The 14,581-nt window shown below is 36.0% G+C and carries 12 protein-coding genes; 4 read left to right on the top strand and 8 right to left on the bottom strand.

What is annotated here, in order from left to right; genetic code table 11:
- Positions 1-4 precede the first annotated feature (4 nt).
- The gene (gene rihC / locus IGL80_RS06025) at positions 5-958 is read right to left on the bottom strand and encodes a ribonucleoside hydrolase RihC (protein WP_002383111.1); all 954 of its coding nucleotides are present in this window, start codon (positions 956-958) and stop codon (positions 5-7) included.
- 146 nt (positions 959-1,104) lie between these two features.
- On the opposite strand from rihC, the gene IGL80_RS06020 reads away from it, so the two are divergent.
- Both IGL80_RS06020 and IGL80_RS06015 read left to right on the top strand, forming a co-directional pair.
- Complete coding sequence (locus tag IGL80_RS06020) at positions 1,105-3,018, top strand: PfkB family carbohydrate kinase (RefSeq protein ID WP_002404527.1); 1,914 nt, start codon at positions 1,105-1,107, stop codon at positions 3,016-3,018.
- A 118-nt stretch (positions 3,019-3,136) separates the two neighbouring features.
- Positions 3,137-4,645 carry a helix-turn-helix domain-containing protein gene (locus tag IGL80_RS06015; protein WP_002360055.1) on the top strand — a complete coding sequence of 503 codons (1,509 nt, stop codon included), beginning with the start codon at positions 3,137-3,139 and terminating at the stop codon, positions 4,643-4,645.
- Between the two features lie 316 nt (positions 4,646-4,961).
- Here IGL80_RS06015 and IGL80_RS06010 read toward each other — a convergent pair whose 3' ends face one another.
- From IGL80_RS06010 to IGL80_RS05980, 7 genes are all read right to left on the bottom strand, one after another.
- On the bottom strand, positions 4,962-5,807 hold the full coding sequence (locus tag IGL80_RS06010) for a hypothetical protein (protein WP_002404528.1): 846 nt from the start codon (positions 5,805-5,807) through the stop codon (positions 4,962-4,964).
- Entirely contained in the window at positions 5,800-6,327 is a 528-nt protein-coding gene (locus IGL80_RS06005; protein WP_002385845.1) for a 5-bromo-4-chloroindolyl phosphate hydrolysis family protein, read from the bottom strand. The genes IGL80_RS06010 and IGL80_RS06005 overlap by 8 nt, the downstream gene beginning before the upstream one ends.
- Positions 6,328-6,609: 282 nt before the next feature.
- Positions 6,610-7,329 (bottom strand): MIP/aquaporin family protein, encoded by a 720-nt coding sequence (locus IGL80_RS06000; protein WP_002360053.1) that lies wholly within the window; start codon positions 7,327-7,329, stop codon positions 6,610-6,612.
- Between the two features lie 7 nt (positions 7,330-7,336).
- The gene (glpO, locus tag IGL80_RS05995; RefSeq protein WP_002360052.1) at positions 7,337-9,166 is read right to left on the bottom strand and encodes a type 1 glycerol-3-phosphate oxidase; all 1,830 of its coding nucleotides are present in this window, start codon (positions 9,164-9,166) and stop codon (positions 7,337-7,339) included.
- Positions 9,167-9,186: 20 nt separating this feature from the next.
- On the bottom strand, positions 9,187-10,692 hold the full coding sequence (glpK, locus tag IGL80_RS05990) for a glycerol kinase GlpK (protein WP_002357138.1): 1,506 nt from the start codon (positions 10,690-10,692) through the stop codon (positions 9,187-9,189).
- Between the two features lie 276 nt (positions 10,693-10,968).
- Positions 10,969-12,435, bottom strand: a complete 1,467-nt coding sequence (locus IGL80_RS05985; protein WP_002385844.1) for a helix-turn-helix domain-containing protein — start codon at positions 12,433-12,435, stop codon at positions 10,969-10,971.
- Positions 12,425-13,759: an FAD-dependent oxidoreductase gene (locus tag IGL80_RS05980; protein ID WP_002360051.1), complete on the bottom strand. Its 1,335-nt coding sequence runs from the start codon at positions 13,757-13,759 to the stop codon at positions 12,425-12,427. Before IGL80_RS05980 ends, IGL80_RS05985 begins: the two co-directional genes overlap by 11 nt.
- A gap of 179 nt (positions 13,760-13,938) precedes the next feature.
- Here IGL80_RS05980 and IGL80_RS05975 point away from each other — a divergent pair, with 179 nt between their 5' ends.
- Positions 13,939-14,295 carry a hypothetical protein gene (locus IGL80_RS05975; RefSeq protein ID WP_002357135.1) on the top strand — a complete coding sequence of 119 codons (357 nt, stop codon included), beginning with the start codon at positions 13,939-13,941 and terminating at the stop codon, positions 14,293-14,295.
- Between the two features lie 33 nt (positions 14,296-14,328).
- Entirely contained in the window at positions 14,329-14,490 is a 162-nt protein-coding gene (locus IGL80_RS05970; RefSeq protein WP_002357133.1) for a hypothetical protein, read from the top strand.
- Positions 14,491-14,581: the final 91 nt, after the last annotated feature.

The following is a 14,581-nucleotide window of genomic DNA, read 5'->3' as shown; positions in this document are numbered from 1 at the left end:
TCAGTTAATTAACCGCTTTCATTTTTTCGACAACCCATTTTTGAAAAGCTTCAACATTTACATCTATACAGGCAACGGCATTCGTGTTTTTATGATACTTCATTTTTAAATCCGCAACAGTAGCTCCCGCAGCTGGACCTTCCAAAGCAACTTCAATGAACGTTTCAGTTGTCTCAAATAATTCTGGTGAAGTTAAATAGGCAATCGCACAGACATCATGCATTTTCAAACCTGTAGTTAGACTGCCGCCTCTATAATGACGGAAAAGACCATAAAACATTTCCCCAACTCTACCAAGCGCTCTGATGGCTGTTACTTCATGATTCGTTAACACAGCTTGACTTGTAACATCTAATCCTACCATTGTTAGCGGGACACCTGATTGGAAAACAATTTGTGCAGCGTGTGGATCGACATACGTATTAAATTCGGCACTTGTATTTGTATTTCCCCTTGCTAATGAGCCACCCATCATGACGATTTCTGCAATATTTTCTTTGACTTCTGGATAGAGGGTCAGTAACAAAGCAATATTCGTTAATGCAGCAATTGGAACAATGGTCAAAGGAACATCACTAGACAGAATTTCTTTTCGCATAGCTTCCACTGCATGAATATCTAAACACGTAGAGATAGGTTGCGGAAACTCAAAGCCATCCATACCAGTCTCCCCATGAATCTCAGCAGAATCTTCCAATTGAATAAGTAACGGACAATTACACCCCTTGGCTACAGGAACCTTTTTCCCAAAAAAATCGACAAGTTTCAAGGCATTATTTGTTGTTTTTTCTACATCTACATTCCCTGCAACCGTCGTTATTAAGCGAACTTCTAGGTTAGGATGATTCAGTGCAATCGCTAAAGCTACAGCATCATCAATTCCTGGGTCCGTATCAATAATGATCGGTCTTTTCTTTGTATCCATTTTTCTTCCTCCATTCACATTTAGGAAAAACATTTCCGGAAACGTTTTCTTAATTTGAGATTAACAGCGCTTTCATTAAAAGTCAAGCAGAATTTCTAAATAATAAATAATTAGGCTTTTTCTTGACTTTCTGCTTTTAGAATGCTTACTATAAAAAAGAGTTCAGTGAAAGGACGAAAATGATGAATATTAAAGATATTGCAAAATTAGCTGGCGTTTCCGCTTCAACTGTATCCAAAATTATAAATAATAAAGATCAAACTATTAGTAAAGAAACCCGTGAGCGTGTCTTAAAAATCGTTCGAGATTACAACTACACACCTTACTCAGCAAATCTCGTCACAAATAGTACTACAAAAACCTTCGTGTTATTATTAAATAGCCATGAAACTTTTGAGGCTTGGGTTACGAGCTTTATTGATAAAGCTCAAGAAAATGGCTATAGCTGCTTGATTTTAAATAGTCACGGTAATTTAGAACAAGAACTGAAAAATATTACCTCGCCAACTTTAAAACAAGCCAGTGGCATTATTTGGGACCCAATCAATGAAAACAGTAAACAATACGCGAAATTTATAGAAGAATTAACGATTCCTTACTATTTCGTCAATCACTCAACTAACGAATTGCCTTCTCTAGCGAGGCTTTATGAAGAAGCTAGTTATGTTTTAACCCGAGAATTATTACAGAATAACCATAAAAAAATTAGTTATTTCGTCACTAACCAAAAATATAAAGAAGCAATTATTGCAGGCTATAAAAAAGCCTTATTTGATGTCAATTTACCCTTTAGTAAAGAAAATATTTTAACTACTATCCCTGCTGATTTCAGTAATCAGCTTATCACAGATGGGATTACGGGTATCCTTACTGATGACTATACCCAGGCTGTTTTTTTGGAACAGCTTTTAAAGCAGAGCGGTTTGCGAACCCCCGATAATTACTCTTTACTCGCAATTAAGCGAAAAATTGATCGTTCATTTTTACCTGATCATATTTCTTCCGTCTTATTAGATACAGAGACGTTTGGTAGCCAGTTAGCCTTATTATTGCTTAACAAACGCAAAGAAAAAACAGCCTTGATTAATGACGCTGAAAAATTGGTGCTAGATCACAAAAATACATTAGGCATGTCTAGTGTTAATCCACATAGCAAAATGATTGTAGTAGGTAGTTTAAACGTTGATAATTATCTGTATTCAACAAATTTACCACATAACGGCAAAACAAATTTTTTGTCTAGCTATGCTAAATTCCCCGGCGGAAAAGGATTAAATCAAGCTGTTGGCTTAACCAAACTGGGGCATCAGGCCACCTTAATTGGTTGTTTAGGCTCAGACACAGATGCGAATTACTTATATAAAGAATTAGAAAAATACCACGTTACGACAGATGGTGTCACACGTATTCAAGATGCTGAGACTGGTCAAGCTTATATTTATGTTGAGACAAGCGGCGACTCCATGATTTCAATCTTACCTGGTGCAAACATAGCGCTTACACCTAAAAAAATCGCACAGCAAAAACACCTATTTATGGATGCCAGTTTTTGTCTCATTCAAACAGAAATTCCTTTGTCTGCTGTAGAGAAAGCTTGTGAAATTGCCCAACATTCAGGCGTACCGATTATTTTAAAACCAGCTGCTATTCATCATATTCCAGTGAATATACTAGAAAAGGTTGATTTTTTCATTCCCAATGAAGATGAATTATTGGAACTTCAACCAGATACTGGTACATTAGAAGAGAAAGCGGCGTACTTCTTAGAAATGGGCGTAAAAAATGTCATTGTTACTTTAGGAAAAAAAGGCGTGTTATTAAAAACACCCCAAGTGTGCCACTATTTCCCTGCAACAGAAAATATAGCTGTGGATAGCACTGGTGCCAGTGACAGCTTTATCAGCGCGCTCGCCTCCTATCTTTCGAAAGGTTATCCGACTGAAGCAGCCATTCAAATAGCAATTCAGGCTGCAGGATTTTCAGTTTCTAAAGAAGGGGTGATTGATTCTTTAGTTGATCACGTCACTTTGGAAAATTATTTGATAAAAAAAGAACCCGCTCTTTTTGCTCATCGTAACACCTGTGTCGACTGACACAGGTGTTTTCCTGCTGAATATCTTGTTATTTTCTCATAAACCAATGAGAATTGTTCTTTTTTATTACAATTTATTAGGCGAACTATTATAATAAAAGAGAAGTTATAACTAAGGAGTGAGTCTCATCAAAACACAAGATGCCATAAAAACATTTTTACTTTCAAAGAAAACACAAAAAAAATTGGCTGTCTTTTTATACTTAGCAAAACAAACAAACCTTGATTTATCTAGTGTTGCCCGAAAATTCGATCTTTCTACTAAAAATTTATCAATTTATCTTCGTGAAATTCAAGAAGACTTAGCAACCCTTCCTGAAAATACCTTAGAGATTCAGATTCATCACGGAAAAATTTCATTACATACGACTTCCAATGATTTTCTTTCCCACTATTTTTTATTATTTAATTATTACTGTGTCCATTCTACTGACTTCATTCTTTTTCAAGCAATTATCAAAAAAGAAAACAATTCTGTCTGGAAAGTGAGTCAAGAAACTAATTTTAGCTCATCTTACATTTACAAACGGTTAAATAACATTAATAAACTATTTGGTTTGTATGGAATTTCCGTCCATTTTTCCCCCTCCGCGAGTAAAGTGATTACAGGTTCTGAATTTCAAGTCCTATATGCTTTTCTTGATGTCTACTGGACCATCTTTTTAAATACCTTAGCCTTACCACGTTATACCTCTACTTATTTTGAAGATATACTGACGCAACATATTAAACCAGAAATTCTTGAACGCTTGGAACACGCTTCTCTACTAAAATTAAATTTACTTTTACACATCGCAAAATATCGCTTTCCATATACTTGTGAAGATGATCTCCAAAAAGAATTTGAAGAACATCCTTATTTAAGGCTTTTCTCAGACTCAAAACAAACTATTTTTTGTTCCCAATCAAATTTTTCAGAAGATCAACAGCGGGTTGTAGATATCATTGCACCCATTGCCATTGATAATTTTGATTCAGCAAAACGAGCCAAAGATTTACTGGCTGCTCTAAATGAAATTTCTTGCCCAGAATATTTCTACGTTGATTCTTTATTAACCAATTTTTGCGAAGTTTTTCAAATTCCAAAAATGCGTGAATTTGATCGTCATTACTTCTTACTTATTTTATTTAAAAATATTATCTATAACCAATTATTTATTTCACAGCAACCAAATACCGCAATTCTAGATTTTTTAGTCAATAAAAATAGTACTTATCAAAAAGATTTACAGAAAGAAATTTATGCTTTTTATCAAAATTTTTCAGCGCATTCCCCTTATCAGCTAAGATTTAAGGATCAGGAGAACCCAATTTGGACATGTGAATTGTTGTTACGAATTTATAAGCACTATAGTCCCCGCAAAAAAATTAAAATTGGTGTTGCATATTCTCGCGATTTTTACATTGCTAGCTTTATTATGATGAAAATCAAGCAAGCATTTAGTGAGGATATTATTTTTGAACGAACCGATTTTTCTAGTTGTGATATTGTGATTACTGACTATCCCTTATTTGATTTACCAAAAGAAATTGACCGAATTTACATTTTAGAAGAAGAATTAACCCGAGAAGATTGGGAACTAATTTTCAGTAAAATAAGTATCGTCATTTTTGATTTGCAATATTAAAACAAACACCACAAGCGCTAACTTGTCTCACCAACCATAATGAAAACAAGCGACCTACAAACCACTTCTGCCAGTTTTAGTCTGGCAGAAAATAGTTTGTAGGTCGCTTGTATATTGCTGTTCTTTTCTACGTTACCTTCAAAGACAATCTAGTAAGTGGGTACACGTCGTACTTCAGTCCTTAAAGTGCTACGCTTCCACCGCTGATCAGTTTATAAGCCTGAGACAAAAATCCAAAGTGTTTTTTGTCTCAGGCTCTTACATTTTTTCAACAAAGATGTTACTAGGCGCTACTTGAAGCTGAAAACTATTTTCTCTATCGAGATTCCTCATCAGTAGACTCAAATTTAAAACTTTTTTCTATAAAAGCGACTTCTTTTGCGTATGTTTTTACAAAAGAAGAATAGTCTTTGGGATCTTTGACCTTTTCCAATTGGTCAACAGAGACTTCTAATTCAAATCCTGTCCCATCTTTAAAGAGATAATATTTTGAGATGTCTGTATATCCTTGATTCCGTTTTAAAATATAGCCGGTTTGTACATCAGCAATTTTATCAATTGGGTATGCTTTGATAAACTCTTTACTTGTATCTAAATAATCAGAAAGACTGTTGACAAGATTGCCAGAAAGGTACATACCTGCCGATGTATAATAGTCTCTTTTTTCATAAAAACTGATATTGCCTAGATATTTTGTATCTGGATACTCCTCTGTAGAAGGTAAAATTAAAAAGTTCTTTCCGCCACTGGTTTCAATATCGGCATCGCCGATAATTTCTATTTGATAGCCTTGATTAAATAAAAGTTTATTTTCTTCTATTGTGACTTTTAGTGGTTTTTCTAAATCAACAGGTCCAGTTGTGGTAAGTCCAGCTTCTTTTAAAGGATAAACATCTTCTGATGAAGCGGAGTAATCCCAATAATCATCTTTCTCCGCAAGATCAATATATACTATAAAGCCAATTGCTACAGCAATGCCTATCCAAATAATTTTTTTGTTCTTTTTTTGTTTTTTCTTTTTTTTCGTCTGTGGTTTTACCACTTTTTTATTTGGGTTAGGAAGTTGCTTTATTGTGTCTGTTCTTGTGACAGGAAAAAACGACCATTTTGGCTTTTGAAAAAGCGCATCATATGTATCATAAAAATTCTTTTGTTTAGCCATTTTTTCTCTCCACTAATTTTTTTGATAAGGCAATTTCCTCAGATGCTTCGGAGACTAATCTTTCATAATCATCTGTGATACTTTCCGACAACACTCGTATGGTACTTAAGATACCATTGGTTGCAAGTGTTATTTCTTCTGTTGACAATTTATCTTCTTTAATGCTTAAAAACCGTTCTGATGCTCGTAAAATCTCTGGTACCTTATGATATAAAAAATCACTAAAATGAGTAATTGCTTCAGGATACTTCACTAAGTGTTTAAAGATGCCCTTAGCGGAAGCAACACCCAGTTCTACTTGTTCAATTTTTTTTAAATTTCGTGACTTATTCGTTAGTTCGTTTAAATAAATAATTTGTTTTTTTAATTCGTCCATAATTCTTTGGTACATCTCTAGGTCACTGTCCGTTAGATGGTGCGTCGTTTGATATTTTTTTAGATTTTTTTTATAACGGAAATACGTACGACCATTTCTATAAATAACCCAACCAATGTACCCAGTCCCCACTAACAAAACCATTATCCCATTCAAATCATGTACTCCTTTTTAAATTAGTATATATTACTGAACACATTGTCCAGCTTAAAATTGACAAATAAGTATGAAATGTTACTCCCCCAATTACTTGTGCACTTTTATTGTATCATATAGGAAAATTGTTCTGTTCCGCATTTAGACAAATTGTCTAAATGTCTAAGGAAATCTTTTTTGGTTTATATGTAGCAAAAAACACTTGCAAGAATTGATTACTTCTCACAAGCGTTTTTTATTGTCTAAAACAACTATTTACATTTCATTTTATTAAATAGTGAATAAATAAATTACTGCAGCTAATGAAGCACCTAAGATAGGTCCCACAATTGGCACCCAAGAATAAGCCCAATCAGAATCACCTTTTGTTTTCACAGGAATAATTTGGTGCGCTAAACGAGGTCCTAAATCACGTGCAGGGTTAATTGCATAACCTGTAGGTCCGCCTAATGATAGACCTAGTCCTAAGACCAAAATCCCAACAAGCATTGGGTTAATGCCAACCGCTAAGTCGTTTTGAGAAAAGGCTAGTAAACCAAAAACCAAGACAAATGTGCCGATAATTTCTGTTAAAACATTGGCTGGATAGTTACGGACAGCTGGACCAGTGGCGAAGGTTCCTAAAATAGCACCTTTGTCTTCTGTAATGTTCCAATGGGGTAAATAAGCTAACCAGACAACTAAACCACCAATAAAACCGCCTAGGACTTGAGCTACGATATAAGGTAAAACCATGCCCCATTCAAAGTTTCCAGTAATTGCCATCGCAACTGTTACAGCAGGATTTAAATGCGCTGGACTCATATACCCAGACATGTAAACAGCTAATGTAACAGCAGCGCCCCAACCTAAAGCAATAACGACCCAACCAGAAGCAAAGGCTTTGCTTTTCTTCAAGTTAACTGCGGCACAGACGCCATCCCCTAGTAAAACTAAAATCATCGTTCCGAAAAATTCACCGAATAATTGTGTCATCATCGAAGTTCCCATTTTTTCTTCACCCTACTTTCAAATTTTTTAAATCTGATTCTTCAATTACTTTTTCTAATGTTTCAATGTGTCGTGCTCTTTCTTCCGCTGTCCACTGATAATGCCGCGCCATTTCTTCAATGACTCCCGCTTTCACTTGGTCCAAACGATCACGCATAAACAATAAGTGGTTGGTCCGTCGCAATAAAAAGTCGACGGGTGTTAAAGCCATTTCTTCTTCCATCGCATAGTTTAAAGAGACAGTTTCTGTTAAGGTTAAACCAGGAATTACTTTGGCATCATCAATCATTTCAAAAACAGTTGGTACGTTGGAGCCATATAAATGAGCTAAGTATAATGCATCCTTTTCACTTAACCCTTTAGACACGCCATGTTTTGCCAACGCTTCTAATTCTTCGTCTACCGTTGCAGGGTTCAATTTCCCGCCTGAAACTGGATAGTTTTTAGAATCAATTAAGGTGAATTCTTTCTGGTATTCTTCTGCTAAGATGGTTTGAATCATTTTCATCGCACCTTCTGCCATTTTACGATAATCTGTTAATTTCCCACCAGCCAAAGTGAGCAAGCCATCCGCTGATCTTTCCAATGAGCTGCCTCGAGAGACAGCTGAAGGATTGACTTTATTTTCCACCAAACTGTCTTCCAGATGGTTTAGAACTTCTTCAATTTCTCGTTTATCTGTTTGATTTTTTTGGTATCTGTCAACGACATCAATGACTTCATCAATACTTCTATCTGAAAGTTTGCCATTGTTTCCGCCGTTATAATCTGAGCCACCGTTAGCAGAAATTAAAGGTCGTAAGCCAGCCCAGCTGGCTTCGATATCATCAATTGTTAATTGCACCTCTGGATAACGATTATTGACTACTTCCAATAGGTAATCCACATCACTTTGTTCTACTGTTGGATGTTGAAAGTCTCCATGGTAATCTGTATCCGTCGTCCCAAAATATGTTTTTTCTTCTCTTGGAACAACGAAGACCATGCGGCCATCTTGTTTACCTGTATCAAAATACGTTGGTTGAGGAACATTTAAACGGCTTTTGTCGACAACTAAATGAACCCCTTTGGTTGGACGCATTTGTGGTGTAAATGAATCATTTTTGTCTAAGCCTCTTAATTTATCTGACCAAGGACCAGTAGTATTAATCACAACATCTGCGTGAATCTCAAACTTTTCGTCAGTTAGTAGGTCCTTTGCTTGAATGCCAGTAATTTTACCTTCATCATTGTATAAAAAGCCCACCGCTTGAACCCGACTCACAGCATGTGCCCCGTCAGCTACTGCTTGTTTAATATTTTCAATAACTAAACGAGCATCATTATTTCGGTAATCTAAATAAACACCGCCACCTTGTAGACCTTCACTTTTTAGTTGTGGCTCACGTGCCAAAACCTCGTCTTTTGTCAACAGATAGTTGGCGTACTTGGTACCTGTTACATCAGCTAACTGATCATATAAATCCATTGCTATTTTGACAGAAAATAGATTAAATGTTGCATTTGGCTCATCATAAATCGGCAATAACATGGGATCCGCTTTAGGGATGTGTGGCGCAATGGATTGAACGACGGCTCGTTCTTTCACTGTATCTGCCACCACCTCCACGTCAAACGTTTTCAAATAGCGGATACCACCATGAACTAATTTGGTTGATCGTGAAGAGGTGCCCTCTGCGAAATCCTGCATTTCAATTAACCCTGTCTTCATTTTAGCGGCACTGGCTTGCAGGGCAACGCCTGCGCCAGTAATGCCACCACCAATAATTAAGACATCTAAGTGTTGTGTTTTTAAAGCGTCGATTGATTGTCGGCGTGTTTCTATTGAGAAAGTCATAGAAAATTCCCCTTTTCCATTTACTTATTTTTACGTTTGAATTGTTGGGTAGCTGCTACTGCTTGTTGCCAACCTTCATATAAATCTTCTCGTTCTTCTTCCGCCATAATTGGTTCAAATTGTTGTCCTTCTTCTTGGAATGCTTTGATTTCTTCTAAGTCTTTCCAGAAGCCAACCGCTAAGCCCGCCAAGAAAGCTGCGCCTAAGGCCGTTGTTTCTAAGTTATGGGCTCTTTGAACAGCAGTGTTTAAAATATCTGCTTGGAATTGCATCAAGAAATCATTGTTTGCTGCTCCACCGTCTACTTTTAAGACGGGAATATCTATGCCTGTATCTTCTTTCATCGTGTCAATAATGTCACGAACTTGATACGCAACTGCTTGAAGTGTCGCTTTGACAAAATCTTCTCTCGTGGTACCACGTGTCAATCCAAAGACAGCCCCACGCGCTTGTGAATCCCAATATGGTGCGCCCAAACCAGTGAATGCCGGAACCACATAAACTTCATTGTGTCCTGTTGACGCTTTGGCTACTGCTTCAGATTCAGCAGCCGTTTGCAACATTTTTAAGCCATCTCGTAACCATTGAATCGCTGAACCAGCCACGAAGATACTTCCTTCCAAGGCATAATATACTTTGCCGTTAATGCCATAGCCAATAGTGGTAAGCAGATTATTTTTAGAAAGTTGAGGTTCTTCGCCAGTGTTCATGACAATAAATGAGCCTGTTCCATAGGTATTTTTAACCATCCCAGGTTCAAAGGCCATTTGACCAAATAAAGCGGCTTGTTGGTCACCAGCCATCCCAGCGATAGGTACTTCACTTCCGTAAAAATGGTAATTTTTTGTTAGTCCATACACTTCAGAGTTCGAAACCACTTTCGGTAACATCACTCGTGGGATATTTAAAAGATCCAAAATTTCTTGATCCCAATCTAAATCATGGATATTAAACAACATCGTCCGACTTGCATTTGAATAATCAGTGACATGAGTATCTCCCGTTAATTTCCAAACGAGCCAAGTGTCAATTGTCCCAAACATCAATTCTCCATTTTCTGCACGTTCTTGCGCACCTTCTACGTGATCTAAGATCCAACGAACCTTCGTTGCTGAGAAATAAGCATCAATGATTAACCCAGTTTTTTCATGAATCATTTCGCTGTAGCCATCTTCTTTTAGTTGATCAGCAATAGGTGTCGTTTGGCGTGATTGCCAAACAATTGCGTTATAAATGGGTAACCCAGTTGCTTTGTCCCAAACAACGGTTGTTTCCCGTTGGTTTGTAATCCCAATTCCGGCAATATCTGTAGGTTTCACTCCTGACTCAATTAAAGAACCTGCAATAACGGATTGAACAGAATTCCAAATTTCATTGGCATTATGTTCCACCCAGCCTGCATTAGGAAAATATTGAGTAAATTCCTTTTGTGAACTACCAATTTTGTTTCCTTTTTTATCAAAAATAATTGCACGAGAACTAGTCGTTCCTTGATCAATCGCCATAATGTATTTTTCTTCTGCCATGATAATTCCTCCTAAACGTTTTTGAAATCGTTTTCTTTATGTCCCTATCTTACAAATAAAAGAATAACTAAACATGTCAAAAACTTTTTTTATTTAAAAAAAATTGAAAGGATTTCTACTAAAACCAGCAAAGACAACGCTTTCAATAATACTTTTATTATCTCTAATTTTTCAATAAAAAGAAACATTTTTGTTTAAAAAAGCCTAATTTTCGACTTTTAATTGTAAAAAGGCTGGTGCGAGGATCAGATAATTTCTGTCACACCAACCTTTTGTTTATTTCTCCCGCAAGGTACGTATTTTCTTTTTTAATTGTTGCACATCATAGGTCGAACTTAATTCTGACAAAACATAGACTTCCGGTGTTCCTTGATAGCTCGTTTGCTGATAATTGGTCACAATTAAATCATATGTTTGTTCAGGCTGATACCTCTCCACCAGCGTGCCATTCATATTTTTAAGACTAAGCATTAATACTTGTGTTAACGCCGCTTGATAAAGAGCATCCATTGCTAAATGAATTCCAATTTTTATTTCACCAATCATTTTAAATTCAATTAATGCCAACACGCTTAAATATTTGACCAGAGAAAGTTCATGCAAACTATCTCCTGGTTGATACGTTTCATCAAAACAAGCTAAAGCTTTTTCTAATAACGTTGTTGAAAAAGAAGCTAATTCCCGACTAGATAATTGCTGTTCTTTTTCCCAGATATGGGCCCGATCAAAAACTTCCAATTCTCCTTTAAAAAAATACAGTTTTCCATGAATTTGTGAAAAATAGTAAGCCATGGTTTTCTCAAGAGTAGGTTCAAATTTATGGGGCCGATAATACAAGACCACATTTTCCAAGATAAACGTATCGGCTAAAGAAACAGCGGAACGACGTCCCCGAATTAAGGAATATTCATCAAAAGCTGATTCTGGTAAGACCGACATTGTGATTAGAAAAACAAAATGAATCATGCTTTCTCCTTCATCTAATTCTAATGAATAGCGACTAGAAAAACGGAAAAACAATTGTCGAACTTGCTTAAATAACGGATCTTCTTTAAAATCAATCATTTTCTTTCTCAATTGTTGATATTTTTTTGAAGTGACCGCTAGGCGCTTTTTCGTAATACTCAACCAAAGGCTAACTTTTAACGCATTATGTTCATTAAAAGTAAAACCTAAGCCAGTCTCAATCCCTTCAATTATCCGTTTATTTAACGGGGACATCGTTTTTTTCTGGTGTGTTTCATAGGGAGTAATATACCAATACAACTGAAAGTAAAAGTAACGAATCTGCAATTCTTCTCCCTGTAGTTGTCCATTTTTTATTTGCAAATCAAAGGCGGCTAACAATTGATTGAGTTCCTTAATCTTTCGAAATAAAGAAGACTCACTAATCATAAATTTAGTCGTTAATTGAACAATAGAAAACTCTTTATTACGATATAAATAATCTAAAAGTTGAAATTTAAGAGACTCTTTTACAAATGCTTCAATTAAATGATTCAACGAAAAAAAATCCGATAAGGTGATTGATAGCTGCTGGCCATCATAAGTAAGCTGACAGTCCTGTCCAAAAGGTTTCAAAAAATAATGTAAATCCTCTAAGTCTTTTTCAAAGGAGGCTTTTGTGACTGCTAAAAATGCTGTTAAATCAGAGACTGAGCAGGTACCGCCTGCTAAGATGGTTTGTTGCACCGTTAATAATTGTCGCATCGCTTTCTTTTCCAATAACGTCTCAACTTTCATCGTTCTCTCTCCAATAAGCCGAAGCACCCATCAAATTTGTAATATCATAAATATTGGTTAAGGAAGGTTGATAAAAATAATCTTTTTGTAATAGGTCTGTCAGTGTCTGACCTGTTTGGATACTTAATGCTAACGTATTTATTTTTTCTAAACAATTGTTTTTTGAACAAAGCTGTGCCCCAAGGACCCGTTGCGTCACTTTATCATAGATTAATTTGCCTAAAATTTCTGTCCCGTGTTGTAGAGGCGGCGCTGGCTGTCTAACAATTACGGAAGCAAGTGTTTGCGGAAAAAATAAACCTTCCGTTTCGGTTAGACCTGTACTAGCAAGGTAATAGTCCCCCACTTTTGTTCCCATTGTTCGCAAAGAGCCAATGAATCGGTGTGTTTTTTCTTCTAAATTGTTGGCGACTACTAAGCCAGTTCGTACCGCATTGTTCACTAACGGAGCATAAAAAGTTTCCGCGACTGGTTCATTCATAACTGAAATGCAATCTCCGATGGCAAAAACATTCGGCACTGAAGTTTGTAAATAAGAATCCACCGCGATTGTCTGATCCAGATTCCGTTGAATTTTTTTATCCAAATAGGCTAATTGAGGATGTAAGTTTAAAGCAAAAATCCCACTGTCACAAGAAATTTCCTGCTCGCTTGTTTCAAGAACAATACCATTTGCTGTTTCTTCAATTCCTAGGACCGTTTCTTCAAAATGGAAAATTACTGCTTGTTTTTCCAAAGATTTTTGAACTTCTGCGACCATTTCTTTATCAAAATATTTAGGCAATAGATTTTCCAAGCTTTCAAAGACATGGACCGTTTTCTTCATTTTCACAAGAAAATCAATAGCTTCCATTCCAATGGGTCCTGCACCAATGACGGCTACTGTCTGGCTCTTTTCCAGTAATGGAACAGCCGCTAAAGCACCTGATAAAAATTTATATTTGAGTAATTTTTCTGTTTGACTACCACGAATTTGCGTGGAAAACTGGCTCGCGCCTGTCGCTAAAATCAATTTATCATAAGAATACCACTGTTGCTCTTCCTTTTGTGCCCAAGCAATCAATTGGTTCTCAACATCCATTGCCACGACTTCTCTATTTAAAAGCAACTGAATCTTTTGACGACGTAATTCCTCTTCCGTTATGTAACGTGCTTCGTGTAATTCATTGATGGTATGATTAAAATACGCACTTAAGCCACCAGATAAATACCCCACTGTTGCTTGCTTGTCAATTAAAGAAATTTCTGCTTGGGGATATTTTTTCCTTGAAGCAATTGCTGCGGAAATACCTGCGAATGATGCACCAATAATCACAATTTTCATTTGTTTCCTCCTCTGTCAGGACCTATTATACTTCTCTCAGTTTATCATGATTAAAAAGAATGCTAAAGCAACAACTATAGTTTTCCCTTAAAATAATTATTTTTGCTGAGCGCATTGCTTTTCAAGCACTTTCATTTTCATTTATAATAAATGTTACTACTGTTTGAGGAGGAGTTTTCATGTCTGCAACAAAAGAGCAATTGGAACTATTTTTATTTTATTTATCTGAAACCCATACAAAAAGTTTATCTTTACATGACTTAGTTACAAGTCGACCACGCCCAGAGGAAGCGCGTATTTTATTAAATATTAACGAGGTTTTCACTTACTATCATAGCGCTCGTGTTCTCTACACAAGTGTTCCTGCTCTTGAAAACAACAAGTCTGAGCCTTTTTTCCAAGCCTTCGAAAATTTTTATTTTGAATTAAAACAACATTTTTTCAATGAAGAAGATGAAACCAATCAATTGAATGAACGTCTAGAGGAAATGAAAATTGCCTTTGAACAATTGACGGATGACTACAATGTTCTATAATAGAAGAGAACAATTCGTTGAGAAGGGGTCCTTATGAAGCAAGAAGAAGTGATTGAACGTTTAAAAGAAGAACTAAATTTGCCATTTTTTAATGGTACGTTAGAAGAAAAGAACTATTCTGAAGCAGATTATCAACAAATCAAGAAAGAGTTAATTCAATACTTTGATGATTATGTGCGAAATGTTGAAAATTAACAAGCTAAAACAACCTTTGATTTTAATAAAATCAAAGGTTGTTTTATTATTAAATAAAAAAAATAACAAAAAAAACCACCGGCAGTTTTGC

Origin of the sequence: Enterococcus sp. DIV2467a (assembly GCF_050532945.1) — a bacterium.
GTDB classification, from domain to species: Bacteria; Bacillota; Bacilli; order Lactobacillales; family Enterococcaceae; genus Enterococcus; species Enterococcus faecalis.
Note: the sequence above shows the minus strand (reverse complement) of the source record. Positions and strands in the feature narration are given on the sequence as shown.

Coding starts and splice junctions, on each gene's coding strand:
- rihC (WP_002383111.1), bottom strand. CDS start 958: ATGTTTTTCCTAAATGTGAATGGAGGAAGAAAAATGGATACAAAGAAA.
- IGL80_RS05980 (WP_002360051.1), bottom strand. CDS start 13,759: ATGAAAATTGTGATTATTGGTGCATCATTCGCAGGTATTTCCGCAGCA.
- glpO (WP_002360052.1), bottom strand. CDS start 9,166: ATGACTTTCTCAATAGAAACACGCCGACAATCAATCGACGCTTTAAAA.
- IGL80_RS06005 (WP_002385845.1), bottom strand. CDS start 6,327: ATGGTTTTGTTAGTGGGGACTGGGTACATTGGTTGGGTTATTTATAGA.
- IGL80_RS06010 (WP_002404528.1), bottom strand. CDS start 5,807: ATGGCTAAACAAAAGAATTTTTATGATACATATGATGCGCTTTTTCAA.
- IGL80_RS05970 (WP_002357133.1), top strand. CDS start 14,329: ATGAAGCAAGAAGAAGTGATTGAACGTTTAAAAGAAGAACTAAATTTG.
- glpK (WP_002357138.1), bottom strand. CDS start 10,692: ATGGCAGAAGAAAAATACATTATGGCGATTGATCAAGGAACGACTAGT.
- IGL80_RS06000 (WP_002360053.1), bottom strand. CDS start 7,329: ATGGGAACTTCGATGATGACACAATTATTCGGTGAATTTTTCGGAACG.
- IGL80_RS05975 (WP_002357135.1), top strand. CDS start 13,939: ATGTCTGCAACAAAAGAGCAATTGGAACTATTTTTATTTTATTTATCT.
- IGL80_RS05985 (WP_002385844.1), bottom strand. CDS start 12,435: ATGAAAGTTGAGACGTTATTGGAAAAGAAAGCGATGCGACAATTATTA.
- IGL80_RS06020 (WP_002404527.1), top strand. CDS start 1,105: ATGATGAATATTAAAGATATTGCAAAATTAGCTGGCGTTTCCGCTTCA.